At 70.3% G+C, this 22,620-nt stretch carries 13 protein-coding genes and 3 pseudogenes; 9 read left to right on the forward strand and 7 right to left on the reverse strand.

Annotated features, from left to right (window positions below; translation table 11 throughout):
- Nucleotides 1-32: 32 nt before the first annotated feature.
- Together ACIA8X_RS45220 and ACIA8X_RS45225 are read right to left on the reverse strand one after the other, a co-directional pair.
- A complete protein-coding gene (locus ACIA8X_RS45220; RefSeq protein ID WP_393462243.1) occupies nt 33-290 on the reverse strand; it encodes a hypothetical protein in 258 nt (85 codons plus the stop codon).
- Nucleotides 291-606: 316 nt separating this feature from the next.
- Nucleotides 607-2,445 (reverse strand): glycosyltransferase, encoded by a 1,839-nt coding sequence (locus tag ACIA8X_RS45225; RefSeq protein WP_399460718.1) that lies wholly within the window; start codon nt 2,443-2,445, stop codon nt 607-609.
- On the opposite strand from ACIA8X_RS45225, the gene ACIA8X_RS45230 reads away from it, so the two are divergent.
- Nucleotides 2,335-3,144 carry a hypothetical protein gene (locus ACIA8X_RS45230; RefSeq protein ID WP_393462265.1) on the forward strand — a complete coding sequence of 270 codons (810 nt, stop codon included), beginning with the start codon at nt 2,335-2,337 and terminating at the stop codon, nt 3,142-3,144. The genes ACIA8X_RS45225 and ACIA8X_RS45230 overlap by 111 nt on opposite strands.
- Here ACIA8X_RS45230 and ACIA8X_RS45235 read toward each other — a convergent pair.
- Complete coding sequence (locus tag ACIA8X_RS45235) at nt 3,108-4,490, reverse strand: condensation domain-containing protein (protein ID WP_393462241.1); 1,383 nt, start codon at nt 4,488-4,490, stop codon at nt 3,108-3,110. The genes ACIA8X_RS45230 and ACIA8X_RS45235 overlap by 37 nt on opposite strands.
- Before the next feature lie 186 nt (nt 4,491-4,676).
- On the reverse strand, nt 4,677-7,619 hold the full coding sequence (locus ACIA8X_RS45240; RefSeq protein WP_393462239.1) for a glycoside hydrolase family 3 C-terminal domain-containing protein: 2,943 nt from the start codon (nt 7,617-7,619) through the stop codon (nt 4,677-4,679).
- Between the two features lie 457 nt (nt 7,620-8,076).
- Here ACIA8X_RS45240 and ACIA8X_RS45245 point away from each other — a divergent pair, with 457 nt between their 5' ends.
- From ACIA8X_RS45245 to ACIA8X_RS45270, 6 genes are all read left to right on the forward strand, one after another.
- A complete protein-coding gene (locus ACIA8X_RS45245; RefSeq protein WP_393462237.1) occupies nt 8,077-8,370 on the forward strand; it encodes a hypothetical protein in 294 nt (97 codons plus the stop codon).
- Entirely contained in the window at nt 8,367-10,736 is a 2,370-nt protein-coding gene (locus ACIA8X_RS45250) for a xyloglucanase (protein WP_393462235.1), read from the forward strand. The genes ACIA8X_RS45245 and ACIA8X_RS45250 overlap by 4 nt, the downstream gene beginning before the upstream one ends.
- A 136-nt stretch (nt 10,737-10,872) precedes the next feature.
- Nucleotides 10,873-11,589, forward strand: a complete 717-nt coding sequence (locus ACIA8X_RS45255; protein ID WP_393462233.1) for a cellulase B precursor — start codon at nt 10,873-10,875, stop codon at nt 11,587-11,589.
- Nucleotides 11,590-11,750: 161 nt separating this feature from the next.
- Nucleotides 11,751-13,886: an alpha-galactosidase gene (locus ACIA8X_RS45260; RefSeq protein ID WP_393462231.1), complete on the forward strand. Its 2,136-nt coding sequence runs from the start codon at nt 11,751-11,753 to the stop codon at nt 13,884-13,886.
- A 40-nt stretch (nt 13,887-13,926) separates the two neighbouring features.
- Nucleotides 13,927-15,438 (forward strand): glycoside hydrolase family 43 protein, encoded by a 1,512-nt coding sequence (locus ACIA8X_RS45265; protein ID WP_393462229.1) that lies wholly within the window; start codon nt 13,927-13,929, stop codon nt 15,436-15,438.
- A gap of 39 nt (nt 15,439-15,477) precedes the next feature.
- Entirely contained in the window at nt 15,478-17,253 is a 1,776-nt protein-coding gene (locus ACIA8X_RS45270; RefSeq protein WP_393462227.1) for a cellulase family glycosylhydrolase, read from the forward strand.
- A gap of 119 nt (nt 17,254-17,372) precedes the next feature.
- Here ACIA8X_RS45270 and ACIA8X_RS45275 read toward each other — a convergent pair.
- A pseudogene (locus ACIA8X_RS45275) lies at nt 17,373-18,584 on the reverse strand (cellulose binding domain-containing protein); the annotation flags it as partial.
- Between the two features lie 503 nt (nt 18,585-19,087).
- Between ACIA8X_RS45275 and ACIA8X_RS45280 the strand changes: the two are divergent.
- Together ACIA8X_RS45280 and ACIA8X_RS45285 are read left to right on the forward strand one after the other, a co-directional pair.
- A pseudogene (locus ACIA8X_RS45280) lies at nt 19,088-19,354 on the forward strand (endo-1,4-beta-xylanase); the annotation flags it as partial.
- 116 nt (nt 19,355-19,470) lie between these two features.
- Nucleotides 19,471-22,122, forward strand: a complete 2,652-nt coding sequence (locus tag ACIA8X_RS45285) for an RICIN domain-containing protein (RefSeq protein WP_393462225.1) — start codon at nt 19,471-19,473, stop codon at nt 22,120-22,122.
- Between the two features lie 157 nt (nt 22,123-22,279).
- Here ACIA8X_RS45285 and ACIA8X_RS45290 read toward each other — a convergent pair.
- Nucleotides 22,280-22,399 (reverse strand): annotated as a pseudogene (locus ACIA8X_RS45290) (acetylxylan esterase); the annotation flags it as partial.
- Nucleotides 22,362-22,502 carry an RICIN domain-containing protein gene (locus tag ACIA8X_RS45295; protein ID WP_399460715.1) on the reverse strand — a complete coding sequence of 47 codons (141 nt, stop codon included), beginning with the start codon at nt 22,500-22,502 and terminating at the stop codon, nt 22,362-22,364. The gene ACIA8X_RS45295 and the pseudogene ACIA8X_RS45290, both read right to left, overlap by 38 nt.
- Nucleotides 22,503-22,620: the final 118 nt, after the last annotated feature.

The following is a 22,620-nucleotide window of genomic DNA, read 5'->3' on the forward strand; positions in this document are numbered from 1 at the left end:
GGGACATGCGAGCGCTGCGGAGGCGTGACCCCCTACGCCTCCGCAGCACCGCCCCGCCCATCGGCGGTGCGCAGCACCAAGTCGTGATCACGTGTCAGCTGGGGTCGCAGCGACAGCCCGCCGCCGGCGCCCATGCTCCGGACGACGGGGAACACGCTCACGTCCTGACGGTCGGCGAGGTCCCCGGTCACCATCGCCAGGCGGATCTCCGGCCCGCCGTACGCGCTCAGGAGCAGGTCCCACAGCGCCTCTCCTCCGGCGTCGAGGTCCGCCACCACGTCGACCGGCATAGTGATATGGAAATCGCCGTGCGGATCGACAGGGCAAGGGGCGTCGATGAGGTGCCCGCCATCCGCCCGGAGGCGGGCCACGAAGCGATAGCGGTGCGCCCGTGCCCTCCTTCCATGGAGCGATCCCCTCAACCGGATCGCCTCGTCGCCGACTTCGACGGACGTGACCTCCGCATCGCGGGCCGGAGCCAGGCGCGCACAGCTAGACGCCCGTCCTCGGTGGCGTACGGGAACCATGTCCGCGCTCCCTCGTCCGCCGGCCCGAGGGCTGCGGGATCCAGGAGGCACGCGGTCTCGATGAGCCCTGCCCGACCGGTCATGACCGGCTGCCGCCGGCGCGTTGGAGGAGTACGTCGAAGTCGCCCTCGGCGAGTTCCCAGTGACGTGTGCCGAGGACGGCATGCACGCGGCCGTCGCCGCCCGTGTCGGGTTGTTCAAGCGGCAGTTGGGGAGTCGCGGCGATGGTATCGGTACGGGGGTGCAGGACCAGCTTCCAGCCGGCGGGCGCCGGTCGGCCCTCGGGCAACAGGAAGGCGAGCGAGCCCCCGGAAGCACCCGGCGGCCGACCGCGACCGGCTGACCGACTCGGGCAACTGTCAGGCCCAGCCGCCGACTTCGCAGCCGTGGACCGGCCGTGGGCTTCGACGTCGACCGGCTGCCGTGCCCGGGCCGAAGGGCGGTGAACAGGGCCTCGTACTGCGCGGCGATGTGCTCGGGCCCGGAGCGCTCGGCCGCTCCGCCGGGCCGCCGCGGCCATCCGCCTGCGCTCGGCGTCGTTCTCGATCACACGGCACAGCGCGTTGGCGAGCGCGTCCTCGACCGGGCCGTCGTCCGGGACCATGAGACCGTCCTGGCCATGCGTGATGATCTCGCGGGGCGCGTGGTCGCAGTCGGTGCTCACGACTGGGAGCCCGCAGCTCATGGGCTCCACGACGGACATGCCGGATGGTTCACTGCTGCTGGACACCACGGCGAGGGCGCCCCTGGCCCACTCGGGGTGCATGGGAGTGCGAACGCCCATGAGGAAGACGTTGTTGTACAGGCCGAGTTCCTCGATGCGGTGACGCAGCCGGTGCCGCTCCCGGCCGCGTCCGTAGATCCGCAGACTCCAGTCCGGGTGGACGGCCGCCACCTTGGCGAAGGCGTCCACGAGACGGTCGTAGCGCTTCGTCGGTGTCAGCTGCCCGGCGGCGAGTACGATCCTCGACTCGCCACTGGAAGGCTCGGCATCCGGGTCGGGGCAGCAGACCGGGATGCTCGTCACCGGCGTCCGCACGCCGACGATCGCCGTACGGTGGGCGCGCTCGTCGGCCTGGGACAGGGTGACGTAGCCATCGCGGCGAGAGACGGCCGCGCCCAGGTCGCTCAGCAGCGCGGGCCCGTGCGCGTCACGGCCCGCGTACTCCTGGCCGACGCGGCGGTAGTCGGTACGGCCGTGCTCGGCCAGGAAACAGACGAGGTACGGGCGCGTCGCGATCACCACGTCCGCGTCGGTGCTCCGCAGGTACGCGGCAAGGCGTGTTTCGCCGAGCCGGCTGGGCGGTGTCCAGCCGAGGTGTACGGAATCGTGCGGGCACACGATGCCCGGCGATCGCAGGTCCGCCGCCTCGACAGCCGTCCGCCTGGAGGCGCGACGCAGGTCCACCAGCGCCCGCGTCCTCACCCCGTCCGCCACCTCGAGCGGCATCTGGTCGACGGTCCGGTAGAAGGAGACGATCTCCACCTCGTGACGTGCCGCGAGTGCGGCGGCGAGGTTGGCCGTGGCTCGGACCGTGCCACCGACGGCGTAGGCGTTGTGCAGCAGAAAGGTGATCTTCACGGGTCTCGTCACTCGCCGGGGTGCCTGCGGAGCCGGGGGTGTTCCACCACGCCGCGTCGGCGGCGCGGCCCTCGGCGTAGGAGCGCTGAATGGAGAACACCTTTGTGTGGCCGTGCCCGTCGCGCTGTGCCTTGCGCAGCAGGGCGAGCGTGCCCTCCGGGTCGGCGATGCCGATCTTCCAGCCGCGCGGGTGCCGGCGGGCAGGAACTGCACGAACTCGTCCACGTGGCCGATGGCAAGCCATCCGGTGTCGAGCACCCGCGGGTCCTGTGCCTGCTGGGCCTTGAGGAAGGTGGTGTGCGCGGACAGCCGCGAGCCGTGCCGGCCGGTGATGATCCGGCCCGCCGGGTAGGACTGCTCGGTAAATCTGCGCTGGTCGGGATCCTGCCGGCCGCGGTCCACGACCATCGCCTGCTCGACGCGCTGAAGATGGTGCTGCGTCAGGACCGGGGCGGCACACCGCATCACCTCGTCCGTGGAGGTGCGGCCGCCGTCGGTGACGGTGAACCGTACGGTGATCCGGCCGTCCCAGCCCTCCCGTATGACGTCCCGCCCGTCCAGGCCCGGGACCGTGCGCAGGGGTGTCAGGTATTCCGGCGTCCGTACGACGTTGCCCTGGGCGTCGTTGCAGGCTTGGAGCCGGGCATGGGACAGCAGGCGGCCGTCCGGCGTCCTGGTCTTGCAACGCCGGTGCGTGTCACCGAGGTTGGGCAGGAAGATCGCACCTCGCCCGCTGTTCCACGCCGTTTGCCCGCGATATCGGAATCCCCGGTGACGTCGACCGCCCCGTCCTGGTTCACATCGGCGCGAATGTCCGCCCGTACGCCCCGGGTGTCGGCGGCCACGGCGGCCGGCACCGCGCCGGAGACGACTGCCAGGGCTCTCGCCCATGCAGGCGCCGTCTTGGGCCCGACTGTACTCATTCAGGCCGCCGCATCAGGCAGCACACCCGGCGTCGTGAGTGATCTCGACGCCGACCATCCGCGCTCCGCCGCGCTCTATGCGCCGGCGAAGGAGCCGCTCCTTGCGGCGTGACCGCCGATCGCGGCTCCGACCAGGCGGCTCTCGAAGGACCGCAGTATCTGTTCGAGATCCGTCGCCTCGAACGACGTCGCATCCGTCCCGAGACTGATTCCGGCCGTCTCTGACATGCCCCACACATCGAAGGAGAGGTTTCCGGAGTACGCGTCGACGGGTTTGGGGAATTGTCGGTAACGGCTGGATGCCATGGCTCGGTCGAGGTCCTGCGGTGCCCTGTCCGCGCGAGCCCGGATCAGCGTGCGGGGTGCTATGGGGCGGATGTTGACCACGTACGGGTTGTGTGCGGAGCGGCCCAGTTCGGCGGAGACCTCGTCCAGGGATCTGGCGTAGCGGCCGGGCTCTCGCAGGCTGACGGAGGAGGATCTGACGATCGCCGCGTCGACGGCTCGGCACAGCGCCGGGAACCGGTCGCTGCCCAGGGACGTGTCGACCGGGACGAGGGCCCTGCCGGCGATATGGGCCACCGCCTCGCGGGCGAAGGTGGTCTGCCGGTTGGGCATCACGGTGTTGAACACGCAGGTGCCGATGCCGAGGTGCTCGGCGAGCGTGCGCGCGTATGCGGCTTGCAGGACGGCGGCCGCGGATGTCCGGTACTGCTTCGCCAGACCGGCTGCCGCGAGGGCGACCGCCGCGGAGTCGAGGCATACGAAGTTGTAGACGGCGGCCCTGTGGCCCGGGGGCGCCTGGAGTTCGGGCATGGCGGACCGACGGAGCATGGCCCGGTCATGGGTGTCGACACGATGGGCGTGCCGCCGCCCCGAGGGGCTGGCTTCGAAGCTCGCGATCTGCCGCGGCTGCCACCCCGAGCCGAGGTCGGCGCCCGGATCGGCGGCCAGTCGGGCTATGTGTTCGGCCGCGATCCGGGCGCTCGTCGTGTCCGCCGAGAAGTGGTGCAAGGACAGCGCGATGTGGATGGGTCTGCCGTCCACGGTGATGACGGCGGCCCGCAACGGCAGGTCGTCCGGGGCGAATCCGGGCTCGGCCAGTCGGAGCGTGAAGGCGCTCAGCTCGTCGTAGGTCGGCGGGGCGTCGGAGGCGTACTCGTCGATCTGGAGCACGCCGGAAGCCACGACGACCGCGCGCGGGTGCCCGTCCGCGTCACGTGGATAGAGCGTGCGCAGCGCCTCGAAGTGAGCCATGACCGCGGCGAAGGCATGCAGCACCGCGGACATGTCGGGCCGGCCGTCCAGTGCCCGCCCCATCCGTACGTTCCTGTTGCGGGGTCCGTGGAGATGGGGGTGGCATCCTTCGCGTTCATGGGCCTTCTGCGACCAGGTCAGTTCATGCTCTCCGGCGGTGCCGGCGACGAAGACGACGTCATGGCGTGCGGTCTGTCGCATACCCGCCCCGGCCCTCCTCCGGTACGGACCCCGATCCTCCACACCGTCCGGCGGTACGACGCCGCGGCCGGAGCGCGGGCGCCCCCTGTTCAGGCAGAGGATAGAGCCGCGCGGGCCGCGTGCGTCAATGGTCGGAGAGTGTGGAACGCGGCGGCGGACTGTCTTCTTGCCGCGTCCCACCGCTCCTCACCACGTCCCGCCGGCGATCGCGGCCAGGTGGACACCGCCCCGCAGAACGAGATGCAGATCGTGCACCCCGGTCACCTCTTCCGGCATCCGCGCGCTGACCGTGCGCCAGTCGTACCGGCCGTCGGTGCCGGTGGTGACACGGAGGGCGGCGAGCAGGGTTCCGGCACCGGGAGCGCCGTCGGCGTAGATCTCGACGGTCGCGTCCTCCTCCGTCGCGCACGACACCTCGGCCGTGATGACCCGCGGCCCGTCTGCCGGGCTGCCCAGGTCGACTGAGCCGTAGCGCAGTGCGCAGTGGATGTCACCGGTCGCCGGGGTGACCGCCTCCCCCTTCTCCCGGGTGGCGTCGACGAGCGTGCCGCCCTCGCACTCGTCGAAGTCGACGGCCTCCAGTCGTCCGCCGAGGAGAGTGCGGGCAGGGAGCACCGGCCCCGTCACGGTGAGGGGCGCTGTCAGAGCGATGGCTTCGGCCGAGTGCCCGATCAGGATCTCGTACGGCCCCGGGTCCACGGCGAGGGCGCCGGCCGAGACGGACCAGTGGGCCAGGGCCGCGACGGGCAGGTCGAACTCCAGCCGCCGCCGTGCACCGGGGGCGAGGGAGACCTTGCGGAAGTCCGTCAGTCTGCGCCTGGGCGCGCGGTGGCGGGCGGCGAGCGCGCGGGTGTAGAGCTGCACGGTCTCGGTGCCCGTGCGCGTCCCGGTGTTGGTGAGCTCGACGCTCACGGCCAGGGTGTCGTCCTGCGCCGCTTCCCGGGCGGACAGCCGCAGGCCGGAGTAGGCGAAGCTGGTGTAGGACAGGCCGTGCCCGAAGGGGTACAGCGGTGCGGCGTCGTGGTACTGGTACGTCCAGCCAGCGCTGATGATGTCGTAGTCGAGGCGGCCGGGCAGCGGGTCGTCGCCGCGGTACCAGGTCTGCGGGAGCCGTCCGGAGGGTTCGGCCTCGCCGAGCAGGATCGCGGCGAGTGCCCGGCCCGTCCCCTGCCCGCCGTGGGAGGTCCACACCACGGCGGGCAGGTGCTCGTCCGCCCAGTCGACGGCGTACGGGTAGCTGCTCATCACGACCAGTACCGACTCGGGGCGCTCGGTGGTGACGGCGCGCAGCAGGGCCTCCTGCGCGGGCGGCAGTGAGATGCCCGCACGGTCCTCGGTCTCGCGGCCGTTGATGTGCGGGTCGTTTCCGAGGACGACCACGGCGACGTCCGCCGAGGCGGCGGCCGCGACGGCTTCGGCGATTCCGTCCCTGACGACCGTTCGGGTCCAGCGTTCCGCCTGCTCGGGGGCTTCGGCAGAGAGGGTGACGCGGCCGGAGGCGGGGTCCACGGCGGCGTAGCGGCCGTTGCTGATGTTGCGCAGCACTTCCGTGCCGTCCGGCTGGGGTTCCAGCCGGAAGGTCTCGTGGACGAACCAGCCGTTCGGCTGCGTCTGGTCGGCGGCGAGAGCGAGGTCGCCGTCCTTGAGGGTGACGTAGCGTTCCGTGCAGGCGTTGCGGAGGGTCAGCACACCTTCACCCCAGTCGAACAGGTCGTGGCAGGCGCTGTCGCCCGCTTCCTGCTCGTCCGAGTGAGCACCGGCCACCATGGGCCCGCCGGGGTCGAGCGCAGGCACGCGCAGGAGGCCTCCGGTGGAGGCGGCGCGCAGCGTGATCCGGTCGACTCCCTCCGCGCGGACCGCTTCGACGCCGCGCTCCTTGAGGGCCGCCTCCAGGCCGGTGGCAATGGTGATCCGGTACGGCATGGTGCCGCTGTACCAGTCCTCGAAGAGGGTGTCCGCCAACGGACCGACGAGCGCGACGCGCCCGCCGGGGGACGGTGACAGCGGCAGTGCGCCGTCGTTCTTCAGCAGCACCACCGACTCCGTGGCGGCGCGCAAGGCGAGCGCCCGGTGGGCGGGGCTGTCCACGACGACGTCGCGGATGCCGGCGTAGGGGTCGAGGTCCGGATCGAACTCGCCGAGGCGGAAGCGTATCGACAGGTGGCGTCGCGCGGCGCGGTCGATGTCGTCCTCGGTGAGCAGCCCGCGGTCGACCGCCGCGCGGAGCCGGTCGAGGGTGATGCTGCCGTCCTCGTCCAGTTCGGTGATGCTGTCGACGCCGGCGCGTACCGCCGCCGCGTGGGAGGTGGGGTGGTCGTCGAAGTAGTGCTCCGATTCGGCGAGGTTGGTCACCGCTCCGGCGTCGCTGCAGACGAACAGCTCGTGGCCGGTGGGCTCGGCCCAGCGCCGTACCTCGGTCTCGAGCAGTGGACTGACATGGCAGGGGCGGCCGTTGATGAGGTTGTAGGCCGGCATGACGCCGGTGGCAGCGCCGGACGCGATCGCCGGGCGGAAGGCGGCGAGGTCGTATTCGTGCAGCACCCTGGGCGGTACCACGGAGGAGGTGATGTCGCGCTCGTCCTCGTTGTTGTAGGCGAGGAAGTGCTTCAGGAGCGGTGCCGTGCGCAGATAGACCGGGTGGTCCCCGGCCAGCCCGCGGCAGAAGCTGACGGAGAGCCGGCCGGTGAGCAACGGATCCTCCGCGTACCCCTCCTCGTTGCGGCCCCAGCGGGGGTCGCGCAGCAGGTTCACCACGGGGGCCCAGACCTGGAGGCTGTGCCGGTGGCCGTCGGCGGCGGGGCGCTGGTGGAAGGCGCGGGCCTCGGTGCCGACGGCCGTGGCGACCTCGTGCAGCAGCTCCTCGTGCCAGGTGGCTCCCAGGCCTACCGCCTGCGGGAACACGGTGGCCGGCCCCAGCCAGGCCACGCCGTGCAGCCCTTCGGTACCGGTCTTGAAGGGGGCCAGTCCGAGGCGCGGGACTCCTGGTGAGTACTGGCAGAGCAGCTCGATGCGCTCGTCGAGCGTCAGCCGGGAGATCAGGTCGTCGACTCGCCGGGCGAGAGGTAGCGCGGGGTCACGGAACGGCAGGTCGGTGGTGGGCGGCTCGGGGGATGTGGCGGCGGTACTCACCTGAGAAGTCCCTTGCAGGAGGTCGACGGAGAAGGCGTGGGAAGCGTGGGCGACTGCGGAGCCGGGCGGCGTACGGCTTTTGTCGATCGCACTGTCGTGGGGTCGAAGCGCTTCGACGTTGACATGACGCTGAGTCGTGTGTCAATCACAGGTCGCCCAGCCGTCGCGAGCCATTCTTCCGGCGTCGGCGTTCCTCTTCGAGAGTTCACTCAGAAGGCCAGCTCACCTGGGGCAAAGCCGCATGGAGGGTGGTGCGTGCCCTCGCCCCCGACCGTGCCTGTTATCGAAACGTGACCTTAGCGGCCCGTTGTCGCCCCGGAAACACGGCCTTAGTCTCACCGAAACGTCGAAGCGCGTCGACTCGGTTGGCTGCCGCCCTCCGGACATGAGACCACCGGACGACGCAGCGTTTGCCCGCCCGCCGGTCGGATCGACGCAAGCGAAGGGCCGCAACGACATGAGCAGTGAGACGAACCGTCGAGTCGTCCTGCGAACAGCCGCCGGCGTGGCGGGCGCCGCCTCCCTCTCACCGCTGCCGCCCGCCGGCAACGAGGACTACCAGGCCGTGTCCCGGGCGCTGGGCACCACGATCAACATGCAGCCCGCCGGCGGGAACGCCTCCGGCGCGTCCGGCACCCTCGGCGCGCCGGACGAGGCCTGCGGAATTGCCCTCTGGAGCCGGCCGGCCGGACCGCGGCTTGTGCGCAGGCCCCGTACGGACCCGCACCCGAAAGGCAAGGACCCGTCATGACCCATGCCCCGCACCTCTCCCGCCGAGGCCTGCTGGCCGCAGGCGCGGCCACGGCCGCACTTCCCCTGCTCGCCCCCTCCGGTGCCTCCGCCGCACCGGTCACATCCGCCACATCCGCCCGCGTGGCCGAGAAGGTCCGGCACACGCCCTACACCTTCCGCAACGCCGAGATAGTCGGCGGCGGCTTCGTCACCGGCATCGTCTTCAACCAGAGCGAGCCCGGACTGGTGTACGCGCGCACCGACATCGGCGGCGCCTACCGCCTCGACACGGCGTCCCGGCGGTGGATCCCCCTCACCGACTGGATCGGCTGGGACGAGTACGGACACACCGGCATCATCAGCATCGCCACCGACGAGGTCGACCCTGACCGCGTCTACCTGGCGGCGGGCACCTACACCCTCCCCGACTGGGACCCGAGCATGGCGGCGATCCTGCGCTCGACCGACCGCGGCCGCACCTGGAAGACCACCCCTCTGCCGTTCCGGCTGGGCGGCAACATGCCCGGCCGGGGCATCGGCGAGCGGCTGGTGATCGACCCCAACCGCAACAGGATCCTCTACCTGGGAGTGCGCGGGGGCCACGGGCTGTGGCGCAGCACCGACCACGGCAAGACCTTCGCGAAGGTGACCAACTTCCCCAACGTCGGCAACCTCGTGCCCGACCTCACCGACCCCCACGGCTACAACGGCGACAACCTGGGCGTGCTGCAGGTCGTCTTCGACAAGCGCACCGGCAGAGCGGGCAGGGCCACCCGGACCCTCTACGTCACCGTCGCCGACAAGGACAACATCCTGTACCGGTCCACCGACGCGGGAGCGACCTGGGAACGAGTACCCGGGCAGCCCACCGGATTCATCCCGCACCACGCGGTCTTCGACCACGTCGGCGGCTACCTGTACCTGGCGACCAGCGACACCGCCGGCCCCTACGACGGCTCCAAGGGCGACGTGTGGAAGCTGGACACCGCCACCGACACCTGGACCCGCATCAGCCCGGTCCCGTCGACCAGCGACGACAACAAATGGGGTTACAGCGGCCTGACCATCGACCGGCAGAACCCGGACACCCTGATGGTGTCCACCCAGGTCAACTGGTCCCCCGACTGCATTCTCTTCCGCTCCACCGACGGCGGCGCGAGCTGGACCCGCGTGTGGGACCTGGGCCCGAATGCCGAGCGCACCCTGCGCTACGACATCGACATCTCCGCCGCCCCCTGGCTGACCTGGAACGCCTCGCCGTCGCTGCCCGAGATGGCCCCCAAGCTGGGCTGGATGATGGAGTCCGTTCAGATCGACCCCTTCGACTCCGACCACTTCATGTACGGCACTGGCGCGACGATCTACGGCGCGGACAACCTGATCGACTGGGACGGCGGCGGCACGGTGCACCTGTCCGTGCGGGCCCAGGGCATGGAGGAAACCGCCGTCATGTGTGTGATCAGCCCGCCCGTCGGCGCGGCGCACCTCTTCTCCGGCGTCGGCGACGTCGGCGGCTTCCGACACACGGACTTCCGCAAGGCGCCGAAGATGTACGACAGCCCGACGTTCGGCGGCACCCCGGCTCTGGACTACGCGGAGCTGGCGCCCCACACGATCGTGCGGGTCGGCCACCCCACCAGCGGCTGGACCCAGCACTTCGCGATCTCCACCGACAGCGGCGACACCTGGACGCCGTCGCGCAGTGAGCCGGCCGGCGTCACCGGGCCCGGAGTCGAGGACCAGGCCGTCGCCATCAGCGCCGACGGCAGACGGATCGTCTGGTCACCGGCCGGTGCGCCGGTCAGCTGGTCCGGCGACCACGGAGCGACCTGGACGGCTTCGGAGGGGCTGCCGACCGGGGTTTCGGTGCGCTCGGACCGGGTGAACCCGGCGAAGTTCTACGCCTACGACTCCGGCGCCTTCTACCTCAGCACGGACGGCGGCAAGAGCTTCACGGCCACGGCGGCGACCGGTCTGCCCACCGCGGGGAACGTCCGGTTCAAGCCGGTACCGGGCCATGAAGGCGACATCTGGCTGGCCGGCGGCACCACCAAGCCCACCACCCCCACGCCCTACGGGCTGTGGCGGTCGACCGACTCCGGATCGTCCTTCACCAGGTTCGACGTGGTGGACCAGGGCGACGTCGTCGGATTCGGCAAGGCCGCACCCGGCGCCCCGTACCCCGCCGTCTACACCAGCTCCAAGATCCACGGCGTGCGCGGCATCTTCCGGTCCGACGACGCGGGCCGGACCTGGATCCGCATCAACGACGACCGGCACCAGTACGCCTGGACCGGCAACACCATGACCGGAGACCCCCGGGTCCACGGTCGCGTCTACTTCGGGACCAACGGACGCGGAGTCATCTACGGCGACCCGAAGTGAGGTCTGACTTCCGGTCACCGCGCTCCGCACCCGCCGTCCCGAAGGGGAGAACGACGTGGCCCTGCCGCCGGGGCAGGACGACCGACTTCTCCTCTCCTGTGTGATCCCCCCACTCAGCACACATTCCGGAGGGCTGATGAAATTCCGTATCGGCTGGGCCGCGCTTCTCGCGGCTCTGGCTCTCGTCTTCACCCTGCCGAACTCGGCAGTGGCAGCGTCACAGACGTACTGGTTCAAGCACTACTCGACCGGCGGCAGCGCCTCGACGTGGTACGCCAACGACAACTCCTGGGGCGTGAACTCCCCGACCGGCACCGGCTTCGTCGCCATGGTCAACGGCAAGGACTGGGGCTGGTCGTCCCCGGTGACCACGCTCCCCAAGAAGATCGGCGCCGTGAGCCCCAACAACAACTCGTGGTTCAGCCAGTCGGCGTGGCCGAAGTCCGGCTCGCGCTACAACGCCACGTACGACATCTTCATCGACCCCTACCCCGAGCCGAACAACCGCAACTCCAAGACCGAGTTGATGATCTGGCTCAACTGGTCCAACACCCAGCCGCTGGCAGACCGCTACGACGGGAACGGCAACGCGATCCCGACCGCGACCAACGTCAGCCTGGCCGGCCGCAGCTGGGACATCTACGACTACCACTGGCCGAACGGCGACCACACCCTCAGCTTCCTGGACAGGAGCAGGTCCGGCTGGTGGTCCGGCAGCCTCACCCCGTTCTTCAACTACGGCCTGAACAAGGGCCTCTACACCAACGACCACTACCTCAACAGCGTCATGGCCGGCTGGGAATTCGGGCCGGGCGACTACACGGCTCACTCCTGGGGTGCCGTGGGCTTCTGACGCCGCGCTGCCCAAATGCGCCACCGCGCCGCACACCACCGTGCTCGCCGTCGAGTTCGACGGCGAGCACGGCCTGTACCGAGACACCGGCCCCACAGCCCACGAACTGCCGCCCGGCGGCTGCGCGGGTCCTGCGCGGCCACTGACCTGGAAAGGACACCATGGAGAACGAACAGCGGAGCTTCCGCTGGGGTCACGACGCCCTGCATCTCGAGTTCGTCCTCGGCGACGACGGCAGCGCCCGCCTGACGCATCTCGGACTGCCCGGCGAAGCGGGCAGCGACCCCGGTGCGTCCCTGCCACTGGTTGAGGTGACGGCCGCGGGTCACGGCCGTGACTGGTCGGCCAGCCGTCTGATCGGGACCGCTCTCGGCGGGCGGCTGCGCCACCGGGCCCACCGCGCGGGTCGCGACGGCGACTGGCACACGCTGACCGTGCATCTCCACGACCCGGAAACCGGGTTGGCCGCGGAGGTGACCTACCGATCGCCGGACGGCATCCCCGTGCTCCGCAGCGAAGTGATCCTGCGCAACGAAGGGCGGACCACACTGCACCTGGAGTCGGTCAGCTCGCTCGCGGTGGGCTGCCTCACGCCGCAGGACCCGGCGGCCGTCGACGCCGCCGACCTGCTGTGGGCGGACAACGACTGGCTCGCCGAGTGCCGCTGGCAGCGGCAGCCGATGCGCCGGACCACACCCGGCGTCAGCGGACGCGTGAAGTACGGGCACGGCAAGGCCGGCTTCGCCCTGAACGGCCAGGGCACCTGGTCCAGTTGCGGACACCTGCCCATGGGCGGACTGACGGACCGGCGTACCGGCCGCACCTGGGTGTGGCAGATCGAGCACAACGGAGGGGGCTGGCGCTGGGAGTGCCAAGAACACGACCGGGCCGCCTACGTGGCACTGTTCGGGCCCACCGACGCCCACCACGGCTGGCGTCATCCCCTGGAACCCGGCGCCGCCTTCCGCACCGTACCCGCCGCCCTGTCCTTCAGCGCCGGCGGCGGCCCCGACGCCGCGTTCGCCGCGCTGACCCGCTACCGCCGCGCCCACCGCCGCCCGCACGCCGACCACCGGCGTCTGCCCGTCATCTTCAACGACTACATGAACTGCCTGATGGGCGACCCCACCACCGACAAACTGCTGCCGCTGATCGACGCGGCGGCCGAGGCCGGCGCCGAGTACTTCGTCATCGACGCGGGCTGGTACGACGGCGACAACGGCGGCTGGTGGACCACCGTCGGCGCCTGGGAACCGGCCGCCTCCCGCTTCCCCGGAGAGAAGGGGATCCACGAGGTGCTGGACCGCATCCGGGAGCACGGCATGGTCCCCGGCCTGTGGCTGGAGCCGGAAGTCATCGGCGTCGACAGCCCCATGGCCAAGTCCCTGCCCGACGAGGCGTTCTTCCGCCGCGACGGCGTCCGCCTCACGGAGACCGGCCGGCACCACCTGGACCTGCGCCACCCGGCCGCCCGTGCCCACCTGGACCAGGTCGTGGACCGCCTGGTCGGCGAATGGGGCGTCGGCTATCTCAAGCTCGACCACAACATCGACCCCGGCTCCGGCACCAGCGCCCACCCCGGCGAGACCCCGGGCGCCGGCCTGCTCGGCCACAACCGGGCGCACCTCGACTGGATCGACGGCATCCTGGACCGCCATCCGCACCTGGTGGTGGAGAACTGCGCCTCGGGCGGCATGCGATGGGACCACGCCCTGCTGTCGCGGCTGCAATTGCAGTCCACCAGCGACCAGCAGAACCTGCAGCTCTACGCGCCCATCGCGGCCTCCGCACCCACCGCCGTCACCCCCGAGCAAGGCGCCGTGTGGGCCTATCCGCAGCCGGAGGACTCCCTCGACGAGGTCGCCTTCACCATGGCCGGCGCCCTCCTCGGCCGCATCCACCTCTCCGGCCATCTGCCGGAACTGGGGCCCGAGGCCCGCGCCCTGGTCCACGAGGCGGTCGCCGTGTACAAAGCCGTCCGCGCCGACCTGCCGGGGGCCGTGCCGTCCTGGCCGCTCGGCCTTCCCGGCTGGGACGACCCCTGGATCGCCCTGGCCCTGCACACCCCCGCCACCACTTACCTCACTGTCTGGCGCCGACCGGGCGGTCCGGCCACCACCACCCTCCGGCTGCCCGAACAGGCGGGCGGCGCGGCCCGTGCCGAGGTGCTGTACCCCGCCGCACGTCAGGCCGTTGCCGTCTGGAACCGGGACACCGCCGACCTCACCGTGACCCTGCCCACCGCGCCCTCCGCGGCGCTGCTGCGCATCACCCGCACGGAGCCGGACGCTCCCTGAGCGCCGTCCCTGCTGCCCACCCGACGAAAGGACGACCAGGGTGCCCGCCCAGAACCAGCCCTCCTGCGCCACCAACCCCGTGCTCCCCGGGTTCCACCCCGACCCGAGCATCTGCCGGGTCGGCGACGACTACTACCTCGCCTGCTCGAGCTTCGAGTACTTCCCCGGCGTACCCCTCTTCCACAGCCGCGACCTCGTGCACTGGCGGCAGATCGGCAACGCCCTGGACCGGCCGGAGCAGTTGCGCCTGCCGGCCTCCATGCCGTCCTCGGGCGGCATCTACGCCCCCACCCTGCGCCACCACGACGGCCGATTCTGGCTGATCGTCACCAACTGCAGCGAGGGCGGCGGCAACCTGATCGTCACCGCCACCGACCCCGCCGGACCGTGGTCGGATCCCATCTGGGCCCCGGGCGTGCCCGGCATCGATCCCGACCTGGCCTGGGACGAGGACGGCACCTGCTGGTGCACGGTCGCGGGGGTGTCGCAGGTCCGCCTCGACCCGTCCACCGGCGAGACGTACGGGACACCGCACGAACTCTGGTCGGGCGGGCCCGGCGCCAAGGCCCCGGAGGCGCCGCACCTGTACCGGATCGGCGACTACTGGTACCTGCTCATCGCCGAGGGCGGCACCGAGCGCGGCCACGGCGTGTCGATCGCCCGCGGCCGCACCCCCCAGGGCCCGTTCGAGGCGTGCCCCGCCAACCCGATCCTCACCCACCGCGGCACCGACCACCCCGTCCAGAACACCGGCCACGCCGACCTGGTCCAGGGCCCCGACGGCTCGTGGTGGATGGTCTTCCTCGGCGTACGGCCGCGCGGCGGCACCCCCGGCTGGCATGTGCTCGGCCGGGAGACCTTCCTGGCACCCGTGACCTGGGCGGACGGCTGGCCCGTCGTCGGCGAGGTCGCCACGGACCTCTCCGCGCTCCCTTGGCCGCTCTCCCCCGCTCCCGCGGAGGAACGGCGCGACGACTTCGAGCTCAGCGAACTCGGGCCGACCTGGCTCTCCGTGCGGGACCGCCCCACCGAGCTCTGCACCACCAAGGAGCGCCCCGGATGGCTGACGCTCCACGCGCGGGGCGGCTCCCTGGACGAGCCCGACGTGGTGTTCACCGGCCGCCGCCAGCAGCACCTCACCTGCCGGGCACGCACCCTGGTCGACCCGGGGCAGGGGCGCGGCGGCCTCGCTGTCCGCCTCGACGAGCGGCATCACTACGCGATCGAGGCGTCCGGGACGGAGGTACGGGTGATCGCGCGCGTCGGCTCCCTGCGCACGGTCGTGGCCGAACAAGCCGTACCCGCCGGGCCACTGGTCCTCGCCGTCACCATCTCGGACCCACCGCCTCCGCACGGGCCGTGCACCGGGCCCGACATCGTCTCCCTCGGCATCGAGCAACCCGACGGCACGTTCACCGAGCTCGCGACCCTCGACGGCCGCTACCTGTCGACCGAGGTCGCCGGCGGCTTCACCGGCCGCGTCATCGGCATGTACGCGGCTGCAGGCACCGTCCACTTCGACTGGTTCGACTACGAGTCCCTCGAAGGCTGAGCCGACCGAAAGGCACGACCCAACCGAAAGGGCCCACACATGCAGGACCTACGGCAACCCGCGCACCACCGCAGCCGCGGCACCAGCCGCCTGGCCCCCCTGTTCCTGGTCCTCGCCGTCATGCTGGGTCTGGCCGGCGGCACCTCGACCGCCGCGACCGACCACACGGCAGAGCCGACACGGTCCGCCATCAGAGTTCCGGCCCGTGCCGTGGACGCCGTCGCCGCGATGCAGCCCAGCTGGAACCTGGGCAACACCCTGGACGCCATTCCCCACGAGGAGAATTGGGGCAACCCGAAGGTCGCCCGGGACCTGTTCACCACCATCCGCGGGGAGGGTTTCCGCAGCGTCCGGATCCCGGTGACCTGGTCCGACCACCAGTCCCCCACCGCCCCCTACACCGTCGACGCCACATACATGAGCCGTGTCAAGGAAGTCGTCGACTGGGCGCTCGACGAGGGCCTGTACGTCGTGCTCAACGTCCACCACGACTCGTGGCAGTGGATCAAGAAGATGCCTGCCGACCACGACGGAGTGCTGGCGCGCTTCGACTCCACGTGGGCCCAGATCTCCAGGACGTTCCGCGACGAGCCGCGCACCCTGCTCTTCGAGAGCGTCAACGAGCCGCAGTTCGAGAACGCCACGGCCGAGCAGAAGGCCAAGCTCCTGCACGAGCTGAACACCTCCTTCCACAAGATCGTCCGCTCGTCGGGCGGCAGGAACACCGACCGCCTGCTCGTGCTGCCCACGGACGGGTGCACGCCCTCCCAGAACTTCATGGACGACCTGTACACCACGATCAAGTCGCTGAACGACCGCCATCTGATCGCCACCGTGCACTACTACAGCTGGTATCCGTTCAGCATCAACATCGCAGGCGGCACCCACTACGACGAGGTCGCCCGCAACGACCTCAACGACGCCTTCGCCCGCATGCGCGATACCTTCGTCGCCAGGGACATCCCCGTCTACCTCGGTGAGTACGGCCTGCTCGGCTACCCCGACCACAACCATCCTTCCCGTGTCGAGCGGGGCGAGGCGCTGAAGTACTACGAGCACTTCGGACACTCGGCACGCCTCGCTGGAGTCACCACCGCGCTGTGGGACCCCGGAACTTGGGCCTACCTGAACCGGGAGACCCTGAAGTGGACGGACCCGGCCCTGATCGCCTGGATCAAGGCCGGCTGGACCACCCGTTCGGGAACGGCCTCCTTCGACAAGGTCTTCGTGCCGAAGTCGGAACCGATCACGGCCAAGGGGGTCACCCTGAATCTGAACGGGACCAAGTTCCGGGGGCTGTGGCACGGCAGGACGGAGCTCGTCGAGGGACGCGATTACACCCTGTGGGACAAGACGCGGCTCGTCCTCACGGCCGGCGCGCTGACCCGGCTGACGGGCGACCGCGAGTACGGAGTGAACGCCACGCTCCAGGCCCGGTTCTCCCGCGGACTGCCCTGGCAGATCGAGGTGGTCACCTCCGACGAACCGGTGCTGTCCGACGCCACGGGCAAGACCGACGCGTTCACCATCCCCACCCGGTACAAGGGTGACGTGCTGGCAACCATGGAGGCCAGGTACGGCGACGGCAGCAACGCCGGCCAGACCGACTGGACTCCGTACCAGGAGTTCAACAAGTCCTTCAAGCCGGACTACCCGAACGACACGATCATCCTGACCCCCGAATTCCTGGACGCGCTGCGCGACGGCGAACTGGTGACACTGACCTTCCACTTCTACAGCGGCGAAAAGCTCATGTATCACGTCAAGAAGTCCGGAGACTCGGTCACCGGCACTCGCGTCACACCCGCCTCCTGACCGACCGCCCCGCCCTCACCCTGGTTGCCGGGCTGGCCGAACAGCCGGCGGCTCTCCCGGATCCGCTGTCTCCGGCCGAACCACCTGGTCACTTGCGTGCGCTTCCCGTGGCGGTGCAGGGCAGTGCCGTTGAGGGTGTAGAAGCTCAGGGGCGCGGAATTGCCGTTGTGGGCTGCCTGGAATCCGATGTCGACCGAAGCGCCGGGAGCGATGGTGGCGTTGTGGGAAGCGTTCCTGGCCGTCACCCGGCCGGAGGCGGGAGAATAGTCCGCGTTCCAGCCGGAGGTGACGGTCTGACCGTCGGGCAGGGTGAAGACAAGGGACCAGCCGTCGATCGCGGTCGTGCCGGTGTTGGCGATGGTGATGTTCGACGTCAGGCCCGTGTTCCAGGCCCTGACGGTGCTGGTGACCCGACAGGTCGCCGTCTTGGGCGGTGGGTTGGAGGTCTGGAACTGCGTGACGAACTTCCAGACCTCTTGCGGCACCCAGGTCCGGGAACCGCTGTCACCGGGGCCCCGTCCCGCGAAGCTGCGATGTGTCCTTCGTCGAACGCGGCCCAGGCGACCGGATATCCGGCCGAGCACCCCGAGTAGGTGGTGACCCGGTACGTCAGGCTGCCCTGCGCCGGCTCCGGCAGGTTTCTGAGGGGGTGCAGCCGTTGTTCCTGACGAACCTGTCTCGCATCGCCCGTCCGCCGGAGATACCGAGGACGCTGTCCCTGAGGCCGTGCACGCCGAGGTAGGCGATCGGCTGGGTGCCGCCGCCGCATCCGCTGAGCTGTCCGCCGCCCAGGACCGCGACCGCGCGGAAGACCGTCGCCCGGGAGCACGCGAGCGCGTACGACATGGCGCCGCCGTAGCTGAAGCCCGTGGCGAAGCGCTGTGTCGTGTCGACGCACAGGTCCGCCTCGATCCGCCTGATCATGTCGTCGACGAAGGTGACATCCTCCCCGCCAGCATTGGCTCAGCCGTTGTTGAGGCCTTGGGGCGCGACGAAGACGGCGCTGTTGCCGGCCAGTCACTGCAGCCCGCAGTAGGCCCAGGTGCCCGTTTCCACGGTGCGGCCCGTGGCGACGTCGGTGGCGCTGCCGCCCGGCCAGTGGAACCCGAAGAGCAGCCGGTAGGCGCGGTTCCGGTCGTAGCCGTCCGGGATTCGCAGGATGAAGCTCCGGTTCTTGCCGCCGCTCTGGATCGTGTGAGTACCGCTCGTCAGGGTGGGGCTTTGCCGCATCCGGAGGTCGCGGCAGCAGTGCCGACGGGTGCGGCAGCCGTGCCGGAGGCCGTGAGCGTAGTGTGCTCGGCCTGGCCGCGGCCCAGTGCCGTGCCGCCCATGCTCAGGCTTGTCCTCGTCATCGTGCAACTTCCCTTCTGAAGCTGCGGTTGTTCACACACCGGTTCACCGTGCTCCCGTGACATCGCACGGGAGAGAAATCGAGTCGAAATTTCGCATGCCATTCGGAAACTCCCAGTGCCGCGGATGACAGAGAGGCTTCAGAACATGTCAACATCACGCGCATCCATCTCGTATGGGCCATTGACCTGCAGCGACCCACCCTGCCGGGCCGAATGTTTCGATGCTTCAGCCGAATAATGCGAGAGGCATTGACGGCACTCACGGGCTCCCTATCATCCTGGATGCCCGGAATATCGATCTGCGTTCGAAATATCGAATCAGGATGCAGTCGCTCCACGCGGGCGAAACAAGGCACTTCCAGGTAGCGCCACCACGCAGCGGCCGAGCAACACAGAGAGAACGCCATCATGGATCTGTCATGCCCTCATCAAGCGTTGTACCGTCGCCGCGCCCTGACGGTCGCCACCGGCCTGGCCGCCGGGGCTGGGCCAGCTCGATCAGGGACGCGAACACACTGCGCGGCGTGATGAACAACCGCATCACCACCGTGATGAACCGCTACAAGGGCCGGATCCACTCCTGGGACGTGGTCAACGAGGCCTTCGCCGACGGGCCCAGCGGCCAGCTCCGCAGCTCGGTCTTCCGGGACGTGCTGGGCAACGGCTTCATCGAGCAGGCGTTCCGCACGGCAAGGACGGCCGATCCGGCGGCCAAGCTCTGCTACAACGACGGTGATCTGAAAGAGTTCCCGGCTCGCGGCAACCCTTTGCGCAGCCTGTGACGACAAGGAAGCGGATCCGGCCAGTTCCGGGGCCGGGATCCTGCTTTCCGTTGTTGAACAGTATGCAAGGAGAACGCCTCCCCATGAACAACCCCACGAACGGCGGGCGCCGCGGCCGGCACCGCCGTCGCTGGACCACCACCGCTGTGCTGCTCGGCGTGCCCGCCGCGGTCGTGCCGTACCTCCTGTTCGCGCAGGAGGACTCGCAGGCCGCGACGGTCGACGGCGATGCCTACTACCGGCTGGTTTCCGTGCGCAGCGGCAAGGTGCTGGACGTCAGCAGCTTCTCCACCGCCGACGGCACCCGCATCCAGCAATACACCGACCAGAACACCGCCAACCAGCAGTGGAAGCTGAGACCCACCGGGGACGGCTACTACGAGCTGGTGAACCGCAACAGCGGCAAAGTACTGGGCATAGCAGGCAATTCCACCGCCCAGCGCGCCGCCGCCGAGCAGCAGACCGACAGTTCCGCCGCCTCCCAGGAGTGGCGGATCAGCGAGGTGAGCGGTTCCGACGCCGTCACCTTCACCTCCCGAAAGAGCGGCCAGGTCCTGGACGTCTCCGGAAGCTCCACGGCCCAGGGCGCGGCAGTCATCCAGTATCCGAGCCGGGGCAGCACCAACCAGCAGTGGAAGCTGGTGAAGACGGCCCAGACCCCGGCGGCCGGCACTGGCGGCGCGCAGACCACGGCCGCGGCCGGACCGTACAGGTGGAAGAACGCCCAAGTGGTGGGCGGCGGTTACGTCACCGGTCTGGTGTTCAACCCGCGCGAGAAGGGCCTGCTGTACGCCCGCACCGACATGGGCGGCGCCTACCGCTGGGACACCGCGGCCGAGCAGTGGATCCCGCTGACCGACTGGGTCAGTGAGAAGGACTGGAACCTGCTGGGCATCGACTCGCTGGCGACCGACCCCGTCGACCCCAACCGGCTCTACCTCGGAGCGGGCACCTACACCAACGAGTGGGCGGGCAACGGCGCGATCCTGCGCTCCACCGACAAGGGCCGCACCTTCCAGCGCACCAACCTGCCCTTCAAGCTGGGCGCCAACGAGGACGGCCGCGGCGCGGGCGAGCGGCTGGTGGTCGACCCCGCGAACAACGCCAACCTGCTGCTGGGCACCCGCAAGAACGGCCTGTGGCGCAGCACCGACCACGGCGTCACATGGAGCCAGGTCTCCTCGTTCCCCGTCAAGAACGGGGCGAGCAGCGGCGGCGGCATCTCCTTCGTGGCGTACGGCCCGGCCGGCAGCAAGACGATCTACGTCGGTGTCGGCGACAGGTCCACCTCCCTGTACCGCTCCACCGACGGCGGCAGCAGCTGGCGGGCCGTCTCCGGGCAGCCCACCGGCCAGCTGCCGCAGCACGGCGTGCTCTCCGGTGACGGCTCGCTGTACCTGACGTACACCGACAACCTCGGGCCCAACGGCGTGACGGGGGGCTCGGTGTGGAAGTACACGCCGGGCAGCGGGGCGTGGAAGAACATCTCCCCCTCCCAGGGCAGTTACGGCTTCTCCGGTCTGGCCGTCGACCCGCGCAAGCCGTCCACGGTGATGGTCACCACCCTGGGCCGCTGGTGGCCCGAGGACGAGATCTACCGCACCACCGACGGCGGCACGACCTGGAAGGCACTGGCCGACAAGTCGAAGCGCAACGCCGCCGCCGCTCCTTACGTCGGCACCCACACCGGGCACTGGATGACCGCCCTGGCCATCGACCCCTTCAACTCCGGGCACGTGCTCTACGGCACCGGCAACGGCATCCTGCGCAGCACCGACGCAGGCGCCTCCGACAGCGGCGGCACCAGCCACTGGAGCATGGGTGCCCGAGGGCTGGAGGAGACCGCGCTGCTGGACGCGATCGCCCCTCCCGGCGGCGCCACCGTCATCACCTCGATGGGCGACCAGGGCGGCTTCCGGCACGACTCCCTGACCAAGGTGCCCTCCGGGCGGCTGGGCAACCCGATGATGGCCAACAGCACCGACATCGACTTCGCCCAGTCCAAGCCCTCGATGATGGTCCGCGTCGGCCGTGGCGGCGCGCAGGACGGCGCCTACTCCACCGACGGCGGCAGCAACTGGACCGGCTTCAAGGCAGAGCCGGTGGCCAGCGCCCAGGACGGCCGTATCGCGCTCGCGGCGGACGGCTCCACCATCGTCTGGACCGAGGCCGGCCAGGCCCCGTACCGCTCGACCAACAACGGGGCCAGCTGGTCGAGGGTCGGCGGTCTGGGCAACGACGCCGCAGTCGTCGCCGACCGCTCCTCGGCCAGGACCTTCTACTCCCTGTCCGGCGGCACGCTCTACGCCAGCACCGACGGCGGCGCGACCTTCACCGCCCGCGCCACCAACCTGCCCGACGGCCGGCTCACGGCCGTCCCCGGCATCGCCGGGGACCTGTGGATCGCCGGCGGTGACAAGGGGCTGCTGCACTCCACCGACGGCGGCCGCACCTTCACCACCCTCAACTCGGTGAAGTCCGCATCCGCCCTCGGCTTTGGCAAGGCCAAGCCAGGCACCAGCTACCAGGCCCTGTACCTGATCGGCACCGTCGACAACGTCACCGGCGTCTTCCGCTCCACCGACAAGGGCACCACCTGGCTCCGCGTCAACGACAAGGCCCACCAGTGGGGCAACATCGGCGGCAGCGGCGTCATCACCGGCGACCCCGACACCTACGGCCGCGTCTACATCGGCACCAACGGACGCGGCCTCCAATACGGCGACCCGTCCTGACCCACACACCCCAGCGGGGCCGCAGGCACAACCGCCTGCGGCCCCGCCATGGCTCACGGCCTCCAGGCCAGGAACCCGTCCCTGAGCGACGAGAACCGCGCCGGCCTGGGCGATCCTGCGGGCATGGAGGCGTCGAGGCCTGGGAGTACACAAACCGCAGGTTGCCGTAGCCCACCGTGAGGGAGTCGCCGATGAACTCGATCTGACGGCTGCGGGCGGCCGGTTTGCTCAGTACGGCACTACCGGGCGCGGCGACGAAGCCTCCGAAGGTGCTGGTGGTTGGCCCCGTCGTGGCAGGCCCACTGATGGACGGCCGCCCCGTCGACGGTGCTCGCGCCGGACACGTCGAGCGCCCTGCCGCTGCCCCGGTTGACCAGCACCTACGACGCGTTCGTAGCCACGGTGGCCGCCTGCGCCGTACCCGCGGAGCCCAACCCGGTCAGAAGCGCCACCAGCAGGGCGGTCGCCGCGGTGAGCAGCGCCGTACAACTCCCGACG

Origin of the sequence: Streptomyces sp. NPDC051738, from assembly GCF_044453205.1 — a bacterium.
Taxonomy (GTDB): domain Bacteria; phylum Actinomycetota; class Actinomycetes; order Streptomycetales; family Streptomycetaceae; genus Streptomyces.